The organism is Bradyrhizobium sp. PUT101 (assembly GCF_052043945.1).
Taxonomy (GTDB): Bacteria; Pseudomonadota; Alphaproteobacteria; order Rhizobiales; family Xanthobacteraceae; genus Bradyrhizobium.
On sequence record NZ_CP197207.1, the window covers coordinates 6,824,577 to 6,842,942 of the forward strand.

The following is an 18,366-nucleotide window of genomic DNA, read 5'->3' on the forward strand; positions in this document are numbered from 1 at the left end:
GGACTTCTAAGTGCTCATTGCGCGCGGCGGCGGGTCTTCATGTCGAGCCAGACCGCGAGAATGACGATGACGCCGGTGACGAGCGGCTGCCAGTTGGCGCTGACCGAGAGCAGGTTCATGCCGTTCAGCACCAGGGTCAGGATCAGCGCGCCGATGAAGGTGCCGAACACGGTGCCGACGCCGCCGAACAGCGAGGTGCCGCCGATCAGCACGGCCGCGATCGCGGGCAGCGTCAGGCTTTCGCCGATGTCGGCCTCGGCCGAATTGAGCCGCGACAGGAAGATGATCGAGGCGAGCCCTGCCATGGTGCCGGAGACGGCATAGACCAGAAGCAGGCGGCGTGCGACCGGGATGCCCGAGAGCCGCGCCGCGACCGGATTGGCGCCGATCGCATAGATTTCCTGGCCCCAGATCGTGCGCTGCGCGAACAACGTTCCGATGCCGAGGAACACCAGCAGCAGGTAGACCGGGATCGGCAGGCCGAACAGGTAACCGCTGCCGATCTGGCGGAAGCCTGCCGGGAAGCCGTGAAGGGTTTCACCCGCCATGTACCAATAGGTGAGGCCGTTCAGCACCCAGAGCATGCCGTAGGTGGCGATGAAGGAGGGGATGCGCAGCGCAGTGACCATGATGCCGTTGAGCATGCCGACGATGCCGCCGCAGGCAAGGCCGGTGAGGATGCCGAGCGCCGGCGAGCCGGTCGTGTGGATCACGGTCCCGGCGATACAGGCGGACAGCGCGACATTGGCGCCGACGGACAGATCGAGGCCGGCGGTCAGCACCACCAGCGTCAGGCCGGAGGCGATGAAGAAGGTCAGGCTCGCCTGCCTGAGCACATTGAGGATGTTGCCGAGGCTCAGGAAGGAATCGCTGAGCACGGCAAGCACCGCGCAGATCAAGAGCGCCGCGAGCAGGCGATAGAACACCTGGATCGCGTCCTGCGACAGGAAGGAGCGGGGCGGCGCGATAGCGCCCTTGGTGATGTCGGTCATGCGCGGCTCCTGAGGCCGTCGAGGAACAGAGCGAGGATGACGAGGACGCCGACGCTTGCGACCTGCACCGAGGACGGCAGCGAGATCAGGTTCAGCCCGTTGCGTAGCACGCCGACCGAGAGGACGCCGAGCAGGGTGCCGAGCAGCCAGCCATTGCCGCGCTCGAACGAGGTGCCACCGACGGCGACCGCGGCGATGGCATCGAATTCGAGGCCGAGGCCGGCGGTGGGGTGACCGGAGTTCATCCGCGCGGTCATCAAGAGACCGGCGATGCCAGCCATCGCGCCGCCGATCGCGTAGACGGCAATCAGGAGCCGGTTCGGCGAGAGACCGGCATAGCGCAGCGCCTCGCGGTTGCCGCCGAGCGCGAAGATGTAGGTGCCGAACCTTGTATGATACAGCAGCACGTGGAAGGCCGCGTAGGTCACCAGCGCCATCACGATCGGAACGGGAACTCCGAGAAGCGTCGCCGAGTAGATGTCGCGCACGCTGTGGGGAATGCCGACCACGCTCTGGCCGTCGCTGACGATCAGCGACAGCCCCTGCGCCATGCCGAGCGTGCCCAGCGTCGCGACGAAGGGCGGAATGCCCACGATCGCGACCAGCCAGCCATTGGCGAGGCCGAAGGCCGTGCCGACCAGCAGGCCGGCACCCAAGCCGAGCAGCATCGACTTGGTCGCGAGCGACACGATGGCGACGCAGAGCGAGGTCAGCGTCAGCACCGCGCCCATCGACAGATCCAGCCCCTCCGTCATGATGATGAGCGTCATCGGCAGCGCGAGCATGGTCAGGATGGTCGACTGCACCAGCACGTTGGAGAGATTGGCGACCGACAGGAAGCCGGGCGCGATCACGCTGAACAGCGCGATCAGCAGCACCAGCACCATGGCAACGCCGGGAATGCGTTGCAGCGGATTGGGCTCCGAGACGATCGCGGCTTCACGCATGATGCATCCCCAGTCGCACGATGTTCTCCTCCGTCAGTTCGTTGCGCGTCAGGTGCCCGGCAATGCGCCCCTCGCGCATCACATAGGCGCGGTCGCAGACATGGCAGATCTCGACTTGCTCGGACGAGATCATCAGGGCCGCCGCGCCTTCCGCGACGAGGCGGTCGATCAGCGCAAAGATCTCGGACTTGGCGCCGATGTCGATGCCCCGCGTCGGCTCGTCGAAAATGAACAGCTTTGAGCCGGCAGCCAACCACTTGCCGATCACGACCTTCTGCTGGTTGCCGCCCGAGAGCAGGCCGACGGTCTGGCGTGCGCTCGGGGTCGCAATGCGGAGCTGCCGGATCAGGCCGTCGGCGGTGCGCTGCGCGCGGCGCTGGTCGAACAGGCCGCTCGGGAACAGTTTCCGCAGCGCCGACACCACCAGATTGTCGCTCACCGAACGCAGCAGCGCGAGGCCCTCGCTCTTGCGACTCTCCGGGATCAACGCGATGCCGCGGCGGGCAGCGAGGTCCGGCTCGCCGGAAATGGTCTTGCCGTCGAAGATGATCTCGCCTGACGTCACGGGATCGGCGCCGAAGATGGCGCGCGCGACCTCGCTGCGACCGGAGCCGACGAGGCCGCACAGGCCGACAATCTCGCCCCGGCGCACCTCGATATTGATGTCCGAGATGCCGGTCGGCGCCGTCAGACCCTTGACCTCGAGCAGGAGGTCGCCGGGCTTGTCGGCAAAATGGCGCGGATAGGTCATGTCGACGTTGCGGCCGACCATCATGCGGACGAGCTGGTCCGGCGTGACGTCAGCGGGACGGACGCCGTCGATGCGGCGGCCGTCGCGCAGCACGGTGATGCGATCGCCGAGCGCGAACACCTCGGCCATACGGTGCGAGATATAGACGATGGAGACGCCGTCGGCCTTCAGCCGCGCGATCAGCGCAAACAGCAGCTCGGTCTCTCGGTCCGACAGCGCTGCGGTCGGCTCGTCCATGACCAGGATGCGGGCGTTCTGGCTGATCGCTTTCGCGATCTCGACCATCTGCTGCTGCGCCACGCCGAGCTTGTCGACGGTGGTGGAGGGATCGATGTCGAAGCCGATCGTGCCGAGCACGCGCCTCGCATCAGCCAAGATCTTCCGGCGGTCGATGGTACCGGGGATCCGGCCCTTCGGCTCGCGTCCCAGGAAGATGTTCTGGGCGATGTCGAGATGAGGGACCAGCGAGAATTCCTGGAAGATCACGGCAATGCCGAGCTTCTGCGCGTCCGCGGTGGAATCGATAGCGACCGTCTCGCCCTTGTAATAGAATTCGCCGGCGTCGGCGCGGTAGGCGCCGCACAGCACCTTCATAAGGCTCGACTTGCCGGCGCCGTTCTCGCCCAGCAGCATGTGGACTTCGCCGGGATGGACGGCAAAGGACACGTCATCCAGCGCCTTGACGCCGGGAAACTCCTTGCTGATGCCGCGCAGCTCCAGCAGCGGTGTGGGCGAGGTGACCTCGATCGGAAGTGCGTCGCTCATGCCTTGGCTCCGCCAGCAAAGATCTTTCCGGGGTTCATCAGTCCATCAGGGTCGAGAGCGGTCTTGATCTGTCGCATCACGTCGACAGCTTCGCCGAGCTCGTCGGTGAGATAGCCGATCTTGCCGAGACCGATGCCGTGCTCTCCGGTGCAGGTGCCGTCCATGGCGATGGCGCGGGCGACCATGCGGGCCTGCAGCGCCTTGGCGCCTTCGGCCTCCTCCGGCTTGGCCGGATCGATCAGGATCAGCATGTGGAAATTGCCGTCGCCGACATGGCCGACGATCGGCGCGACAAAGCCGTGCTGGTCCGCGTCGCGCCGCGTCTCGGTCAGGCATTCCGCGAGGCGCGAGATCGGCACGCAGACATCGGTGATCACGGCCCGCGCGCCGGGCCGCAGGCCGAGACCGGCATAGAGCGTGTTGTCACGCGCATGCCAGAGCCGGCTGCGGTCCTCCGGCGCCTTGGCCCAGGCAAAGCCGTGGCCGCCATGATCGGCCGCGATCGCTTGCGCGGCCTCGGCCTGCTCGGCGACGGAGGTCTCGGAGCCATGGAATTCGAAGAACAGGGTGGGCGCCTCGCGATAGCCCAGCTTGGCATAAGCGTTGATGCCGCGCATCATGACGTCGTCGAGCAGCTCGATACGCGCGACGGGGATCGCCGACTGGATCACCGAGATCGCGGTATCGACGGCATCGTGCAGGGTGTCGAAGCTGCACACAGCGGCCGAGATCGCCTGCGGTACCGGATGCACCTTCAGCGTGATCTCGGTGATGATCCCGAGTGTGCCTTCGGCGCCGACGAACATGCGCGTCAGGTCGTAGCCGGCTGCCGACTTGCGCGCGCGCCGGGCGGTGCGGATCACGCGGCCATCGGCCAGAACGACCTCGAGCGCCATGACATTGTCCTTCATGGTGCCGTAGCGCACCGCCATGGTGCCGGAGGCGCGCGTCGAGGTCATGCCGCCGATCGAGGCGTCGGCGCCCGGGTCGATCGGGAAGAACAGGCCGGTGTTGCGCAGCTCCGCATTGAGCTGCTTGCGCGTGATGCCGGGCTGCACCACGGCATCCATGTCGCTGTCGTGCACTGCAAGAACCTTGTTCATGCGCGCGAAATCGAAGCAGACGCCGCCGGCGACCGCGGCCGCGTTGCCTTCGAGCGAGGTGCCGGCGCCGAACGGAACGATCGGCATGCCCGCGCCGGCGCAGAGCTTGACGATGTCCGCGACCTCCTGCGTGGTCTCGGGGAAGACGACGATATCGGGCGGCAGGCTCTGATAATGCGATTCGCTCTGCCCATGCTGATCGAGCACGCCGCGCGCAACGCTCGCGCGCGAGCCGATCATGCCGGTGAGGCGCTCGGCCAATATGCCCGTGCTGACCCGCGGTCCCATCCTCAGCTCCCGTCTGCTCCCTGTTGCCGGACTCTTGTTGGTCCGTAACCCAGCTTAAGCGGCTCTCGCGTTGCTCGCGACCTGCTTCAGGCCGAAATCGTAGTTGAGATGAAAATACTCGGTGTCCACCATGCGACCATCCGGCGCACGGCCGGCGGGGCGGCGGACGAACTCCCGGATCAGGCTGTCCTTGACGCCGAACACCACGTCGCTGTCGAGATACTGGTCACCCGCGACGAACACATGAGTCACGAGCTTTTCGAACCCTGGTGCCGAGATCATGAAGTGCACATGCGCCGGACGCCAGGGATGGCGTCCCTGAACCTCCAGCATCTCGCCGACCGGGCCGTCATGCGGAATGGGGTAGGCTGCAGGCTTGATCGACCAGAAGTGGAAGCGGCCGTTTGCGTCAGTGTGGAAGCGGGCGCGCATCGCGAGATCGCCGATCTCGTCGAGTTGCTGCACGTCATAATAGCCGTCATCGTCGGAGTGCCAGACGTCCACAATCGCACCCGCAAGCGGCTTTCCGTCGACGGTCGAGACCGAGCCGGTCACCAGCATCGGATCGCCTTCCATCGGGCCGGAGATGTCAGCGCCGCTGTCCTTCTCCGGTGCGGCCTGAACGAAGAACGGGCCGAGCACCGTGGTTTCGGTCGCGCCCTCCGGCACCGGATGGTTGATGGCGTCGACCAGCATGGAGACGCCGAGCGTGTCCGACAGCAGGATGAACTCCTGGCGCTTGTCGTCGCACATGTGCCCGGTGCGGGTCAGGAAGTCGATGCCGTACTCCCATTCCTTCTGGGTCGGCCGCACCTCGCGGACGAAGGCATGGAGGTGACGCACCAAGGCCTCGCTGATTTGCTTGATGCGCGGATCGGTCGCCCCTGCGATCCGCTCCAGCACCGCATCGGTGATCGTGTTCTCGTTGAAGTTACGCATGCGTGCCTCCGTTGATCACAGCTTCGGCTCGCCGAGGCCGGACAGTCGTTCGAGATGCTTGACGGTTGCGATGAAGTCGGTGTCGCCGTCGCCCTGCGCCACCAGCGAGCTATAGGTCTCGCGCACTTGCGCCGCGAGTTGAAGCGGCACGCCGACGGCGTGCCCGGCATCGAGGATGAGATCGAGATCCTTGGCCATCTGCTTGCAGGAGAAGGTGGACTCGAAGTCGCGAGTCCGCAGCGGCGCGGTCTTGTACTTCACCATAGGCGAGGCAACTGCGCTGTCGTCGAGCACCTTCAGGATGTCCTGCCAGGCGATGCCGCCCTTGCGCGCCAGCGCCAGGCTCTCCGCCATCATCGCGGCCGACACCGCGATCATCAGGTTGACGGACAGTTTTGCGTAGCGGGCTTCCTCGGCCGGCCCCAGATAGGTCTGCGCGCGGGTAAAGGCTGCGAACAGCGGCCTTGCGTGGTCGAAGGCCTGCTTCGGCCCCGAGACGAAGCAGGTCAGCGCGCCGGTGTGGACGATGCTGGCATTGCCGGAGACCGGCGAACGGAGATAGGCAATGCCGCGCGCCTGCGCTGCGGCCGCAACTTCGGTCGAGGCCTCGACGCTTACGGTGCTGGTCTCGATCAACACAGCGTCGGGCGCCATCGCGGCGATGAGGCCGGAGGGGCCGAGCAGCGCGCCGCGTAACGCCGCGTCATCGGGCAGGGACGTGACAACGGCCGGCTTGCCGCTCACGGCGGCGGCCGGCGAAGCGGCAACCGAAACGCCCAGTGCGCGTGCCTCCTCGAGCCGTGCGGCACTCTGATCGAAAGCGGTCACGGCATACCCGGCCTTGATGACGAGCGCCGAGATCGGCAGACCCATCTTGCCGATCCCGATGAAAGCCACGTTTTTCAGAGCGTCAGTCATTGTTCTTGTCCATTGGCTTCGCTAGGCGACCCGTCTCTGTCGTTCGATGTCCTGCACCAGCCGCCGGCCGGATTGCGCCAGCAGTTCCTTCTTCGTCTCCAGCCCCTCGGCCAGCAGCCGGCCGTTCCGTTTCTTCCAGGCGCCGCCGATCATCACGGCCTCGATGTTGGCGAGGCTCGTCTGCATCACGACGGTCGCGACTGGATCGTGCACCGGGACTAGATTGAGATCGGAGGCGTTGATGACGACGAGGTCGGCGAGCTTGCCCGGCGTCAGCGAGCCGATCTGCCTCTCGCGGCCGAGCATGCGCGCGCCCTCCGTCGTGATCCAGCGGAGCGCCTCGCGCACGGGAATCGTCGTGGTTGGCGGAATGGTGCCGCTCACTTTGCGAGACTCCGCATTGTCGAGCGCTCGCTGCATCGATAGCGCAATGCGCGCGGCGGAGAAGAGATCGCCTGCCAGCACCGATTCGAGATCGATGCCGATGGTCGGCCGAACGCCGCGCTTCAGGAGGCGTCCGGTGATCGGGAAGCCGTGGCCCTGGATCATCTCGTTCTCAGGCGTCACCGAGAAGGACACGCCGAGATTGATCATTCGGTCCAGGAGTTCATCGGGCAGATCGTTGCCATGGACGATGTTGACGCCCGCGCCGACGAGGCCGGCCTCGATCAGCTGCTCCCAGCCGCCGGGCGTCTTGGCCGGACCGCCGCCCTGATGCATCGATGCAATCAGCCCGAATTCTCGCGCCAGGCGGAAATCGTGCATGGCGACGTCGAGCGTCGAGTAATGCGGACCAAGGATCGCAAGACCGAGCGTGACGAGGCCGTCGCGGTCGGCGAGGGGACCTGCGAGCAGCCGCTCGACCTCGCGGCGCGGATGCGGGATCTCCGAGAAATGCGGCTCGCCCGGCTTCGGCTCGGGTTTTGGGGAACCGTGGAAGAAGGCGGCGCGGATGCCGCTCTCGATCAGGCCGCGCACGGCGGCGTCGGTATGATCAGGCGTCGGATTGTTGTGGCACCAGTCAACCAGCGTGGTGACGCCGTGATTGATCTGGTTCAGCGCGCCGACCAGCGTCGCGATATGGATGTCTTCGGGCCGGAATACGGTCGCGAGCCCGGCATGCATGCGGCGGAAATATTCGAGCAGCGTCCAGTTCGCGGCATAGCCGCGCAGGCCCGTCTGCCAGGTGTGCATGTGCGCGTTGATCAGGCCGGGGATGACGATGCGCCCGGCGCCGTCGACAGTTTCGGTCTCGGCGGCGCCGCTGCCGAGGTCGATCGACGGGCGCACGTCGACGATCCGGCTGCCTTCGACCAGCACATCGCCGCTCGAAAGGTCGCCGATCGCGTCATCCATGCTGATGACGGTGGCTGATTTGATCAGTGTGCGCCGCATCGCTTCACGCCGCCGCTTTGACGGTGCCCGGCCGCTCGCCGGCCCAGGCGCGTGCAATCAGGTCGCGGATGGCGTTTCGCTCGAGCGGCCGCGGATTCCAGTAGGCATTGGTGACGGCGAGGTCGGCCGCCTTGTCGATGCCGCTTTCAGGCATGCCGATATCACGCAGCCCGACCTTCGCACCCAGCCGCTTCGCAAGCTCGAAAAGCCCCTGCGATGCGTCGGCAGCGCCGATCGCGCGCGAAATGCGCGCCATCGCCTCGGGCACCGCCGGTGCGTTGTAGGCCAGCGCATGCGGCAGCACGATGGTGTGGGTCTCGGCGTGCGGCAGGTCGTAGGTGCCGCCGAGCGTGTGGCAGAGCTTGTGATGCAGCGCCATGCCGACGGTGCCAAGGCAGACGCCGCACAGCCACGCGCCGTAGAGAGCTTCGGTGCGGGCCTCGCGGTCGTTGGCCTTGGCGGCGATCGCGGGCAGGGCGCGTGCCAGCGCGCTGATGCCTTCTTCCGCCATCAGCGATGTCACGGGATTGGCGTCGCGGGCATAGAGCGCCTCGACCGCATGGGCGATCGCATTGATGCCGGAAGTTGCGGCAAGGCTCGCCGGCAGCGTCAGGGTTAGATCGACATCGTAGATCACGGTCTCCGGCAGCACGGCCGCGTCGCGGATCGTGGTTTTCAGGCCGTTCTCGGTCTGGCCGACGATCGGCGTCATTTCCGAGCCGGCATAGGTGGTGGGGATGCAGAGCTGGTTGACGCCGGTGCGCAAGGCCAGTGCCTTGCCGAGGCCCGTGGTCGAGCCGCCGCCAAGCGAAACGACGCAATCGGCCTCGCACGCCTTCAGCGCCGCGAGCGCGCGTTCCGTGACTTCGACCGGCGTGTGCATGGTCGCACCGGAGAACAGGCCGGCGTAGAGCGGGCCGAGCGCGGCGCCCAAGCTTTTGCCTTGCGCCTCCTGCTGCGGCGTCGTCAGCACCAGCGCGCGTTTGCCGCCGAACCGCTCGACCTCGGCCTTGGCGGAAGCCAGCGTTCCGCTGCCGAACACGACGCGGCAGGGCAGGTTTTCAAAGGTGAACGAACCGATCATGCGCCGGTCTCTTTGATGGGATAATCGACCTGGAAGCGTCCGATCCGCAAGTCGCCCAACGCCTCGCGGACGCGCAGATGTTCCGGATGGTGGGCGTAGGCGGCAAGCGCCGCCTGGTCGGTGAATTCGGAGAACAGGACGACGTCGCAGGCATAGTCGACAGCGCTGACGTCGAGGCCGACCTCGATATGGGTGAGGCCGTCGATCCGGCCCTTGAGGCCCTCGAACAGGGTCTTGACCTTGACCCGCGCGGCGGAGCGCTCCTCGGGGGTCTCCCCGCGCAGCCGCCACATCACGATGTGCCTGATCGGGCCCGACATTTCCCAGTTTCCTCGCCTGCGATAGTGCTTTGTTGGCGCCATTTTGCCTTGCAGAAATCGGAAATAAAGGTCAAACTTTGTAAGTCTCTTTTCCTGTTTGCGAAAAAATGGACCGGCTTCTCCAACTCGAGGTCTTCTCCAAAACCGCTGAACTCGGCAGCCTGTCCAAAGCTGCCGAAGCGCTGCGGATGTCGAACGCGGCTGTCAGCCGTCATCTCAGTGCGCTGGAGGAGCGGCTTGCGGTCCGGCTGATCGAGCGCAACACGCGCCGGCAATGGCTGACCGAAGCAGGACAAGAGCTGCTGCAGCGCTGCGGCACGCTCTTGAACGAATTGGCTGAGGCTGAGGATGCCGTCTCCGACCGCGCGCTGTCGCCCAAGGGCATGCTGCGCGTGACGAGCTCGTTGTCGTTCGCGATGATTTATCTCGCGCCGATGCTGCCCGCCTTCCGCGCGCTCTATCCCAATCTTAGCGTGCAGATCATCAGCGCAAACCGGTATCCCGACTTCATCGAAGCTGGCATTGACGTCGCGATCCGCACGCGGGAACACGAACCGGACTCCAACATCATCGTCCGCCGGATCGGCCAGATGCACCGCGTGCTGGCTGCGGCTCCCTCCTACCTGGAGAAGCACGGCTGGCCGGAGCATCCCGCCGATCTCGCCCGCCACAATATGCTGATCTACAACCTCGCCAATGATCCCTATTCGCTGCGGCTGAGCCAGGGCAGCACGACGCAGACCATCCGCATCGCGCCGACGCTCGACAGCAATGACGGCCAGATCATCTGTGGCGCAGCGCGTGCAGGGCTAGGCATCCTGATCCAGCCGCTCTATATCGTGCAGGGTGATATCGCGGCCGGCCGGCTGGTGCCGGTCCTGATGGGCTGGGAGCTGCCTCTGCTCACCATGAACATCGCCTATCAAAACCGCGTCAGGCTGCCCGCGAAGATCAGGGTGTTCTCGGACTTCCTGGTCAGCCACATCCGCGAGCATTCGCAGCCCGGCATCTGGATCGACGCGGCGAAGTGAGCGGCCCACCCGAGAATTCTGATCGCCGTGAGCGGGTCGGCGAGCGAAACGCAGATCAAACAGCGGAACTCGGGCTCGTTCGTGCAGACAAGACGGTCGGCGGAAATTGACTCGCGAAGGCACTCGTCTTGGGTTGGACGCGCGATCCGTCGATCACCTCGAGCCGGCCGCAGCGGTTCAAGGTATGCAACTTCCTGCCGGGCCATGCCGGTCCGGGTTTTAGTGAGTGGCGGACGATCTGCTTGAACGCCGTCGGCGACAGTTCGACCACTTCCGCCAAGGCGAGCGCTGCGCCGTATCCATCGGTACAGTCCTGGACCGGTCGCCATAATTTGTCATTGAGGGTGACGAAATTCCCCGCCGGCCGCGTGCTTGCGCGGTCGATCAAGACCGGATTGCTGGCGTGGGCCGACCAGGGCCCCAAGAGGCGGTCGGCGTAGTAGATTGCCAGGGAATCCGAATAGCCACCCGTTCCGTCGCGCCAGGCGCCGAACAGATAGTGCAGGCCGTTGTGCCGCGTGATCGTGGCGTCGGCCAGCTCGAGGCCGGAAAGGAGCGTCGCATATCGCTCCCATTTGTCCGGAAACCGAACGCATTTGTAGAGGGCGACGTCCCCGCGCGTCGAGTTCTCCGGGATCATCCACAGCTCGCCATCGTCTTCGATCAGAAACGGATAGGAGAGGTGCCAGGGCTCCTCCAGCACCGGCATCACCTCGCCGACCGGCCCCGCGTCATTGAACTCGATCGCCGAAATGATGCCTTTTCCGACGCGGTGATCGAGATCCTCGAAGAAGACGAATGTGCGTCCCTGCCACGTGATCGGAAAGGGATCGGCGTAGAAGTGGTTTCCAGGATCCCCCAGAACGTTCCAGCCTGGGCCGGATAGATCTCCGGTCTGCCAGACGCCCGCGCCGTCGTTGAAGCGCCATCCGATATGCCAATGCGGGGCATAGCAGCAGAGGCGATAAATCTCCTTGGCGATCGATACGGCAAGGCCGCGAGCGACATAGCCGACGGGTCCGCGGCGCAAGCCATTTCCAGCGGGGCGCGCCAGCTGCGGTACAACTCGCGGTCTTCCCGACAGGATCGCCGCCAACATGGTCAGGGTTCGCGCCATGACCGTTTCGAGCGCGCCGCTGAGGCCCGCGGCAATTTCTCCCGATGGATGGCCGCGGTCGAGGACCGAGCCATCGACCTCGTTGACGATGTCGATCACGGGCAAGTCGCCGGCGAGAATGGCGGCGAGGGCGGCATTTTCGCCCGCGACTCCGTTGAACAGCGGACGCAGATACAGCCGGGCAGAGCAGCTCGGATCCCGCGCGGCGCCCGTAAAATCGACGATCATGTCGGCGGTGCCGCCGCAAGCCTGCGCCCCTTCCGAAATAATCTTCAGCCTGTCTGCGCCGCCATGTTTGCCTTTGCGCAGCACCACGCGTTCGAGTTCGAACAGGGCGTCGAGTCCCGCGGGCCGCGGCTCCGCCGTTGGCGCCCATATGATTCGCACAGGCACGTCCCGGCCGTCGATCGACAGCGTCTCGCGGGCCATCCATTGCCGCGCGTAGTCGCGTTCACAGCGAAACTCGATGATCATGTCGAGCCAATCTGTTTCAACGGATCATGTCAAATGACCTGATCGAGAATACGAACGTATTCGTCAACCATCGCATCTACCGAATAGCGCAATCTCAGGCCTTTGGCGTTTTGTCGCAGTTCGTCGCTCAGGTGCTTGTCCGTCAACAGCGTGGAGACGGCTGCGGAGAGCTCCGCATGATCCGAGGTATCGACGAAGAGTGCGGTCGGTCTCCCTTCGTAGGACAATACTTCGCGCAGGACGGGAAGATCGGTCACGACGGAGGGAACACCGGCGTTTGCGGCCTCGACAGCGGCCAGACCGAAGGTCTCAGCCTGTGTCGGAAACACGAACACGTCCAGGCAGGCCAGGAAGTCCGCCATCCGGCTGGGAGGAATCTCCCCGAGCCAATGCAGTCGGTCCGAGACGTTCAAGTCGTTCGCGAGCTGTCTCAGTCGGGCCGCGTCGGCGCCCTGGCCGGCAAGCGCAAGGTGCCAGGATGGTTGATCCGGCAATAGACGTATCGCCATATCGAGCCGCTTGTGCGGATGCAGCCTTGCCGCGCAGCCAAGCAGGACGCAGTCCGGCGGCAGGTTGAACTTATGTCGTGCAGCCTCCTTCGACAGGGTGAGGGCCTTGTCGTCGAAGCCGTGCGGCACATGCACCATGCGCGAGCGGTAGGCCGCGGGGTAGCGCGAATATTCGCGCTGCATGTCCTTCGAATTGAGCGTGATGCAGTCGAAGAAGCCGAGGCTGCCCATGACGATGTCGGCGGTGCGGACCGGCCAGCTCATCGACAGCGCGGATGAAACCTGATTTGCGACAACCGGTGCACGGCTGACAAGGCGCGTCACGCCACCGCCGATGACGTTGCCGAAATGCTGGAAAGTCAGGACGGCGTCGGGCCTCGTGGCCCTGATATGGCGGCCGAGCGTCCGCAGCATCCGCAGCAGCGCCACCGGATTGCCCGGCCGGCTCGGCGCGCAGTAGAGCGTATCCGGCGGTTCATCGAAAGAGTCCGATTTGCGGAAGAAGAATAGATGGGTGACCCGGTAGCCGCGAGCGGTGAGCCCGGCGCCGAGAAGCCGCGAGATCTCCTGCGCACCGGCGTTCTCGGCCTGGGTTTGCGCGAGAAGCACGTGCGGTTTCGGCCCGCCGTTGCTTGACGGCGCCAAAGCCGTCGCGCTCGTCTCGCCCAATTCCTTGTTCGGCTGATAGTGGAGCACGGACCCCGACCCGCTAAAGAAACGAAATCTTCACCTTCTTAACTCCGTACCTATCATGCGGGTATCGCGTGGACATCGGCTAGCAACAAACGGAGTTAATGCGAGGCCTTTGCAACGACATCGTTCGCGCGGCATTTCCGCTGTTTCCTGGATGGTGCGCGGCGAGTGCGTTAACCAATCGGTCTTGCACTCTGCCGGCGTGTGACTGCGGATTCCCCGAGCCGCGGCCTGATGACACCTAATCGCTCGAATCCGCGCCGCGAACTGCATAGTTGCCACGCCTCGAAGCAGAGAAGCGCAAGAGCACGAGGACCGAAGGATCCACCCCGGATCGCCGGCGGCAGAGGACGTTCAGGGCAATGGTCGCGAGCGCGAGCGACACCGTCGCCGAAATCGCCGCGCCAAGCACGCCGAGCCAGGGAATGAGGACGATAAATCCCACGAGCCGTAGCGCCACGTTGGCGGCAACGACCGGCACATAGATTCGTTCATGGCCGGTCAGCTGCAGGATCGCAGCAGATGGGCCGCCTGCCGCCTGGATGGCGGTCCCGATTGCGAGCACGATCAAGACCGAGTGCTGTGCGGTGAAATGAGGTCCGAACAGGTTGAGGAGATAGGGGCCGCCGATCCAGATCGTGGCGAGACCCGCGACAACGCAAAGCGCGGTCACTTCCGCCATCAATCGCAAGGTCCGCTCGAACTCCCGGTGGTTCTTGCTGAAATACAGTGACGGAAGCCGGCGCGCGCCGAAAGTGTACAGCGCTGCGGACAGCATGGCGAAGATGTTGGCGAGGCGCGAGGCGGCGAAGTAGATTCCGGCGGTCGTCGGATCCAGCATCCAGTAGACCAGAATGACGTCGAAATACTGGTTTGCGGCTTCAAGGATGGATGCGAGCCAGAAGTGAAGAGCGCTCGATCGCCAGCGGGACGTCTCGGTGCGCGCCGGCGTACCGCGCAAATCCGGCAGCACTCGCGCGATCGAAATGATCTGCGCAATCAGGCCCACCGACATGGCCATCGTCATCACCGCGATCAACTCGGTGGGATCGAGTTGCCGATGGCTGAGCAGCATGGCGAGCAGGAACAGGACGACGATGACTCGCCAGAAGAACTCGCGATTTCCTTCGCCCATGAGAATGCTGACCAGCGAGCGAGCAATCTGGCTCCCCAGCATCACTGCGGCGTTGACGGCCGTATAGGCCGACACCACGAGGATCAGCAGCCACCAGTCGCCTCTCATGCTTGCCACGATGGCGATCCCGGCGATCACGATCAGCATTGCGACCGAGGCGATCTTGAAGCTCGACAGGAGGACGCCTTTGGTGAGGTCCGGCCTCTCACTGACCTGATACTCGTTGAGGAATCGCACCAGCAGTGATTCCTGGCCGACCAGTCCCAGGACGGCTGCGATCTGGGCGACGGAGAGCCAGGTCGCAAAGATGCCGAAGCCATCGGGCGACATCGTTCGTGCCGCCAGCGAGAACAATGCAAACGCGAGCACGCCGCTGCCAACCTTGAGGAGGATGGTCCCGGCAACACCGCGCGTGACATCGCGCCGCATGAACTGGAGGATGACTTCGATCATGGAGGTTTAAGGGGCTGCGTTCCCCTGAAGAGACGTGTTCCGATACCGGCGACAACCTAGCATGCTGCAACGGCGCGAGTGTTAATGGACGAGATGCAGGATCTCGCCGGCCGCGACGATAGCGCGGCTACGTCGGCTGCTTCACTCTGGAACATTATCGTCCTCATTGTCCTGGTTGGTGCAAAGTCCAGCTCGACCGACCGACGGCTTAGCTCTGCATGGACGACCGAAGAAGGCGAGATCGGCCGTTCGAGTGCGGAATGGCGCGGGATCGGTCGCCGGGATGTCGGAACCCGGAATCTACGGAGCATCTCGAGCAAGACGCGTGCCGGAACGGCGGCAGCGCGCCCGCCGCTTCCGGTCATTAACCTCAATCTTCGGAAATGATCGCACTCGGCTCCGCGATGCGACATCAGGCGGGAGAGTTGCACTGGAACCTCCGTGAACCTGGAGCCGAAGCCATGATGACGGATGGAGCCGTGACCGAGCCGATCGATGAGGGCGAGACGGCAACGATCGTCTCCGACATCGCCGTTGTCGGCGGCGGCCTTGCGGGATCGCTGGCGGCGGCCGTGCTGGCGCGGGCGGGGCATCGCGTTGCTCTCGTCGACAAGCGCGCGATCTATCCGGACGAATTCCGGGTCGAAAAGATCGGCGGCCATCAGCTGGAGTTGTTTCGCAAGCTGGGCTTTCTCAACGCGCTTGAGGACGTCGCTTGCCGATATGACCAGGTGCTCAACATCCGGGAGGGCAAAGTGGTCGATGTCAGCGTCGGCCAGGCTTACGGATTCCCCTATGCCGATCTCGTCGCCATGGCGCGTCGCCAGATCCCCGATCCATCCCACCTGATCGTCGACGAGGTCACGGCGATCAGCAACAGCGACGATGTCCAGCATCTCGAACTGGCCTCCGGACGGCGCGTCACAGCGCGCCTCGTTGTTCTGGCCACTGGCATGGCGGGAGTCCTGGGTTACAAGCTCGGCATCAGGCGGCGCGTGCTGGCCGAGCGCCATTCGGTCTCGTTCGGCTTCACGATCGCTCGCCGGGACGGCACCCCGTTCGATTTCGAGGCGCTGACCTGCTATGGCGAACGCACGGCGGACGGCATCGACTATCTCAGCCTGTTTCCGGTCCGTACCGGCACGCGGGCCAATCTCTTCATGTTTCGCGATCCGACCGATCCGATCATGCGCGAGTTGCGTCGCGAACCGGAAGCGACAGTCTTGCGCCTGCTGCCGGGATTGCAGGACTACCTCGGCGATTTCCGCGTGACCGACCGGGTCCAGAATTGGGTGATGGATCTGACTGTCGTCGAGGGGCATCTCCAGTCCGGCGTCGTGCTCATCGGCGATGCGTTCCAGACCAACTGTCCCGCCGCCGGCACGGGTGTCGCCCGCCTGCTGGTGGACGTCGACCGTCTTTGCACCGAATACGCGCCGCGGTGGCTCATGACCGCAGGCATGGGCCGAGAGAAGATCTCGCAGTTCTATTCCGATCGCGACAAGATCGCCGCGGACCAGCAGTCGCTGAAGATGGCGCGCTTCCGGCAGGCCCTGACATCCCGCAACGACATCGGCTGGGACGTGCGGCGACGGTTGCACTTCCTGCGGCGCAGTCTGACACATCGCGTCGATCAGATGCACCCCGGTTGGCTCGGGCGTGTCCGCGGCGCGTTGCGCGCCTGAGTTCTGCTCCTCCTTCGCGTGCCGTCGGTCAGCGCGTGGGAGTTGGGGTGCGCGCGGGCTGGAGTCTCAAGTCCGATAGCCGCTTGGCCGCCAGCTTGAGCCAGGGAGCCTGCTTCAGCGCGAACAGGGCGATGGCGCCTGCGGCGCTGCCGGCCTGCGTCACCGCCCACATCGGCGAAGGCTGCCCGCCGAACAATTTCTTGTATGGCTCGTCGCCAATGGTGAAATCGAGCATCTGATCTCCGCGCTCGATACAGTCCCGCGCCACCTGCTCGAACATCAGCGCGCCAAGGGATTGGCTCTTGTAGCCGGCGATGTCGAAGGCGCTCATGATGATGAGGAAGCTGCCCCGGTGGCATAGTCCGAGCACGGCGGCAATCACTTCGCCGTCCATCTTCATGGCATAGAGGCGGACAAAGGAACCGAGGCCGCCAAGCGCGACGGCGGAATAGAAGCCGTAGTATTCGGGGCGCTGCAGCAGGTCTCCGTCGCCCTGTGCGTGAAAGCGCGGACCCCGGAACTTCCTCATGACGTCCAGCGCCTCGAGCACCGACGCGCTGTCGCCGCAGCACGAGAAGCTCAGCGCGCCCTTCTTCTCGAGCTGACGACGTTTCTTTGCGAGCTCCTTCTGATAGGAGCGATCGAGCGTGCTGGCACGCCATTGCTCGAACGGCGCGACGAGGACCGTCGCGTAGGCATTGGTGTCCATCGCTACGCGGCGTGACGCAGCCAGGAGGTCTTCGATCGGAAGCCGTCCGTCGGGCAGCTTGACCATTCGGAGCAGATCGAAAGGACGGACAAGGCGCCGAATCTGCGCGCACGCAGCCGCGTCGTCGAGCAGTTGCGAGAACACGTCCGGGCTGCAAACCGGCGCCAGGTAGTCAGAAACGCGGAGGTCGGCGAACTCGACGGTTCGTATCGGACCGCGCCGGATCCGGAGCAGGGGCAGCACCATCGCGAGGGCCCCCGTCGCGCGGTGGCGGACCACGACGACCAGAGGAGTTGCGCCCGTTTCCGGCGCGAGCCTGGTGTAGAGGCTATGCAGCCAGACCGGATGCTGGAACGCAGTGGCGGCCGAGCGATCAAACAGCTCTGCATATTCCGGAGACAGAAAGTCGAACGACTGCTCGACGACGATGTCGAACGTGTTGCTAAGCTTGTTCATGAGCAATCAATGAAGCCAGGTCAATTCGCGAGCGTCGATCGCGCCTGACTGCGCTTATAGCAAGGTCGTTACGAGGCAGACACCGGCAGCGTGCGATTTGCATTAATGAGTTCAACGACGTTCTTATCGTTACCAGGCTCTTAATATGCCGGAGGTGCATGGACCGAAGGCTGAGAATGAGATTATGCGGTGGCCGCTTGATGCCAGATGACGCCTCGCCGGCTGGAATTCATACCGCCGACGAATCCGAAGCCGACAGAGATGCCCGTCGCTCGTCGTGGAAAGTGCCGGCGACTTGGCTTGGCACGGGTCCATCGGCAGGCTCGACCTCCCAACCTTCGATAGCGCACGTCAGGCTTGAAAACAGAGCTTCAGGCGTGCCGTGATGTCTCCGGCGCATCGAGGCGGTGCCTCGGATCGGCTGCACAGTTTTGCTGCACCACGATACGAATCGTAGCAGCTTTCGCTGCAATAACGCGCTTGACTTCGTAACTGATCTCAACGACCGTGCTACGCAAGCGTTGGGCAGTTCAGCCCGTCAACGCAGCGAGCTTCAACCATTTCCAACATCGCGCGGGTTTCGCGTGCTCGGTTGGCGGCGA

At 64.6% G+C, this 18,366-nt stretch carries 16 protein-coding genes; 3 read left to right on the plus strand and 13 right to left on the minus strand.

The window, feature by feature from the left end:
- Window positions 1-14: 14 nt before the first annotated feature.
- The 9 genes from ACSHT2_RS32500 to ACSHT2_RS32540 are packed head-to-tail and all read right to left on the minus strand — an operon-like array spanning window position 15 to window position 9,502.
- A complete protein-coding gene (locus tag ACSHT2_RS32500; RefSeq protein ID WP_440639047.1) occupies window positions 15-992 on the minus strand; it encodes an ABC transporter permease in 978 nt (325 codons plus the stop codon).
- Window positions 989-1,939 carry an ABC transporter permease gene (locus ACSHT2_RS32505; protein ID WP_440639048.1) on the minus strand — a complete coding sequence of 317 codons (951 nt, stop codon included), beginning with the start codon at window positions 1,937-1,939 and terminating at the stop codon, window positions 989-991. Before ACSHT2_RS32505 ends, ACSHT2_RS32500 begins: the two co-directional genes overlap by 4 nt.
- Window positions 1,932-3,455: a sugar ABC transporter ATP-binding protein gene (locus ACSHT2_RS32510; RefSeq protein WP_440639049.1), complete on the minus strand. Its 1,524-nt coding sequence runs from the start codon at window positions 3,453-3,455 to the stop codon at window positions 1,932-1,934. Before ACSHT2_RS32510 ends, ACSHT2_RS32505 begins: the two co-directional genes overlap by 8 nt.
- Window positions 3,452-4,846: an FAD-linked oxidase C-terminal domain-containing protein gene (locus ACSHT2_RS32515; protein WP_440639050.1), complete on the minus strand. Its 1,395-nt coding sequence runs from the start codon at window positions 4,844-4,846 to the stop codon at window positions 3,452-3,454. The genes ACSHT2_RS32510 and ACSHT2_RS32515 overlap by 4 nt, the downstream gene beginning before the upstream one ends.
- 54 nt (window positions 4,847-4,900) lie before the next feature.
- Window positions 4,901-5,785: an intradiol ring-cleavage dioxygenase gene (locus tag ACSHT2_RS32520; protein ID WP_440639051.1), complete on the minus strand. Its 885-nt coding sequence runs from the start codon at window positions 5,783-5,785 to the stop codon at window positions 4,901-4,903.
- 15 nt (window positions 5,786-5,800) lie between these two features.
- The gene (locus ACSHT2_RS32525) at window positions 5,801-6,703 is read right to left on the minus strand and encodes an NAD(P)-dependent oxidoreductase (protein ID WP_440639053.1); all 903 of its coding nucleotides are present in this window, start codon (window positions 6,701-6,703) and stop codon (window positions 5,801-5,803) included.
- Window positions 6,704-6,724: 21 nt separating this feature from the next.
- Window positions 6,725-8,098: an amidohydrolase family protein gene (locus ACSHT2_RS32530; RefSeq protein ID WP_440639055.1), complete on the minus strand. Its 1,374-nt coding sequence runs from the start codon at window positions 8,096-8,098 to the stop codon at window positions 6,725-6,727.
- A 4-nt stretch (window positions 8,099-8,102) separates the two neighbouring features.
- On the minus strand, window positions 8,103-9,182 hold the full coding sequence (locus ACSHT2_RS32535) for a maleylacetate reductase (protein ID WP_440639057.1): 1,080 nt from the start codon (window positions 9,180-9,182) through the stop codon (window positions 8,103-8,105).
- On the minus strand, window positions 9,179-9,502 hold the full coding sequence (locus ACSHT2_RS32540; RefSeq protein ID WP_440639059.1) for a Dabb family protein: 324 nt from the start codon (window positions 9,500-9,502) through the stop codon (window positions 9,179-9,181). Before ACSHT2_RS32540 ends, ACSHT2_RS32535 begins: the two co-directional genes overlap by 4 nt.
- Before the next feature lie 107 nt (window positions 9,503-9,609).
- On the opposite strand from ACSHT2_RS32540, the gene ACSHT2_RS32545 reads away from it, so the two are divergent.
- Entirely contained in the window at window positions 9,610-10,533 is a 924-nt protein-coding gene (locus ACSHT2_RS32545) for a LysR family transcriptional regulator (RefSeq protein ID WP_319326106.1), read from the plus strand.
- A gap of 55 nt (window positions 10,534-10,588) precedes the next feature.
- Here the strand turns inward: ACSHT2_RS32545 and ACSHT2_RS32550 are convergent, their stop codons facing one another.
- From ACSHT2_RS32550 to ACSHT2_RS32560, 3 genes are all read right to left on the minus strand, one after another.
- Complete coding sequence (locus ACSHT2_RS32550; protein ID WP_440639060.1) at window positions 10,589-12,124, minus strand: glucosamine inositolphosphorylceramide transferase family protein; 1,536 nt, start codon at window positions 12,122-12,124, stop codon at window positions 10,589-10,591.
- A 29-nt stretch (window positions 12,125-12,153) separates the two neighbouring features.
- The gene (locus ACSHT2_RS32555) at window positions 12,154-13,329 is read right to left on the minus strand and encodes a glycosyltransferase family 4 protein (protein ID WP_440639062.1); all 1,176 of its coding nucleotides are present in this window, start codon (window positions 13,327-13,329) and stop codon (window positions 12,154-12,156) included.
- 238 nt (window positions 13,330-13,567) lie between these two features.
- Window positions 13,568-14,914: a lipopolysaccharide biosynthesis protein gene (locus ACSHT2_RS32560; protein ID WP_440639063.1), complete on the minus strand. Its 1,347-nt coding sequence runs from the start codon at window positions 14,912-14,914 to the stop codon at window positions 13,568-13,570.
- A gap of 84 nt (window positions 14,915-14,998) precedes the next feature.
- Between ACSHT2_RS32560 and ACSHT2_RS32565 the strand changes: the two genes are divergently transcribed.
- Window positions 14,999-15,301, plus strand: coding sequence for a hypothetical protein (locus ACSHT2_RS32565; protein ID WP_440639064.1), 303 nt, complete (start codon window positions 14,999-15,001; stop codon window positions 15,299-15,301).
- A 74-nt stretch (window positions 15,302-15,375) separates the two neighbouring features.
- Window positions 15,376-16,599 carry an FAD-dependent oxidoreductase gene (locus ACSHT2_RS32570; RefSeq protein ID WP_440639066.1) on the plus strand — a complete coding sequence of 408 codons (1,224 nt, stop codon included), beginning with the start codon at window positions 15,376-15,378 and terminating at the stop codon, window positions 16,597-16,599.
- A gap of 28 nt (window positions 16,600-16,627) precedes the next feature.
- Here ACSHT2_RS32570 and ACSHT2_RS32575 read toward each other — a convergent pair whose 3' ends face one another.
- Window positions 16,628-17,764 (minus strand): GNAT family N-acetyltransferase, encoded by a 1,137-nt coding sequence (locus tag ACSHT2_RS32575; protein ID WP_440639067.1) that lies wholly within the window; start codon window positions 17,762-17,764, stop codon window positions 16,628-16,630.
- Window positions 17,765-18,366: the final 602 nt, after the last annotated feature.

Bases quoted from the DNA above. Each gene is read 5' to 3' on its own strand.
- ACSHT2_RS32570 (WP_440639066.1), top strand. From the start codon at position 15,376: ATGATGACGGATGGAGCCGTGACCGAGCCGATCGATGAGGGCGAGACG.
- ACSHT2_RS32540 (WP_440639059.1), bottom strand. From the start codon at position 9,502: ATGTCGGGCCCGATCAGGCACATCGTGATGTGGCGGCTGCGCGGGGAG.
- ACSHT2_RS32575 (WP_440639067.1), bottom strand. From the start codon at position 17,764: ATGAACAAGCTTAGCAACACGTTCGACATCGTCGTCGAGCAGTCGTTC.
- ACSHT2_RS32525 (WP_440639053.1), bottom strand. From the start codon at position 6,703: ATGACTGACGCTCTGAAAAACGTGGCTTTCATCGGGATCGGCAAGATG.
- ACSHT2_RS32545 (WP_319326106.1), top strand. From the start codon at position 9,610: ATGGACCGGCTTCTCCAACTCGAGGTCTTCTCCAAAACCGCTGAACTC.
- ACSHT2_RS32530 (WP_440639055.1), bottom strand. From the start codon at position 8,098: ATGCGGCGCACACTGATCAAATCAGCCACCGTCATCAGCATGGATGAC.
- ACSHT2_RS32510 (WP_440639049.1), bottom strand. From the start codon at position 3,455: ATGAGCGACGCACTTCCGATCGAGGTCACCTCGCCCACACCGCTGCTG.
- ACSHT2_RS32520 (WP_440639051.1), bottom strand. From the start codon at position 5,785: ATGCGTAACTTCAACGAGAACACGATCACCGATGCGGTGCTGGAGCGG.
- ACSHT2_RS32500 (WP_440639047.1), bottom strand. From the start codon at position 992: ATGACCGACATCACCAAGGGCGCTATCGCGCCGCCCCGCTCCTTCCTG.
- ACSHT2_RS32535 (WP_440639057.1), bottom strand. From the start codon at position 9,182: ATGATCGGTTCGTTCACCTTTGAAAACCTGCCCTGCCGCGTCGTGTTC.
- ACSHT2_RS32515 (WP_440639050.1), bottom strand. From the start codon at position 4,846: ATGGGACCGCGGGTCAGCACGGGCATATTGGCCGAGCGCCTCACCGGC.
- ACSHT2_RS32560 (WP_440639063.1), bottom strand. From the start codon at position 14,914: ATGATCGAAGTCATCCTCCAGTTCATGCGGCGCGATGTCACGCGCGGT.
- ACSHT2_RS32565 (WP_440639064.1), top strand. From the start codon at position 14,999: ATGGACGAGATGCAGGATCTCGCCGGCCGCGACGATAGCGCGGCTACG.
- ACSHT2_RS32550 (WP_440639060.1), bottom strand. From the start codon at position 12,124: ATGATCATCGAGTTTCGCTGTGAACGCGACTACGCGCGGCAATGGATG.
- ACSHT2_RS32505 (WP_440639048.1), bottom strand. From the start codon at position 1,939: ATGCGTGAAGCCGCGATCGTCTCGGAGCCCAATCCGCTGCAACGCATT.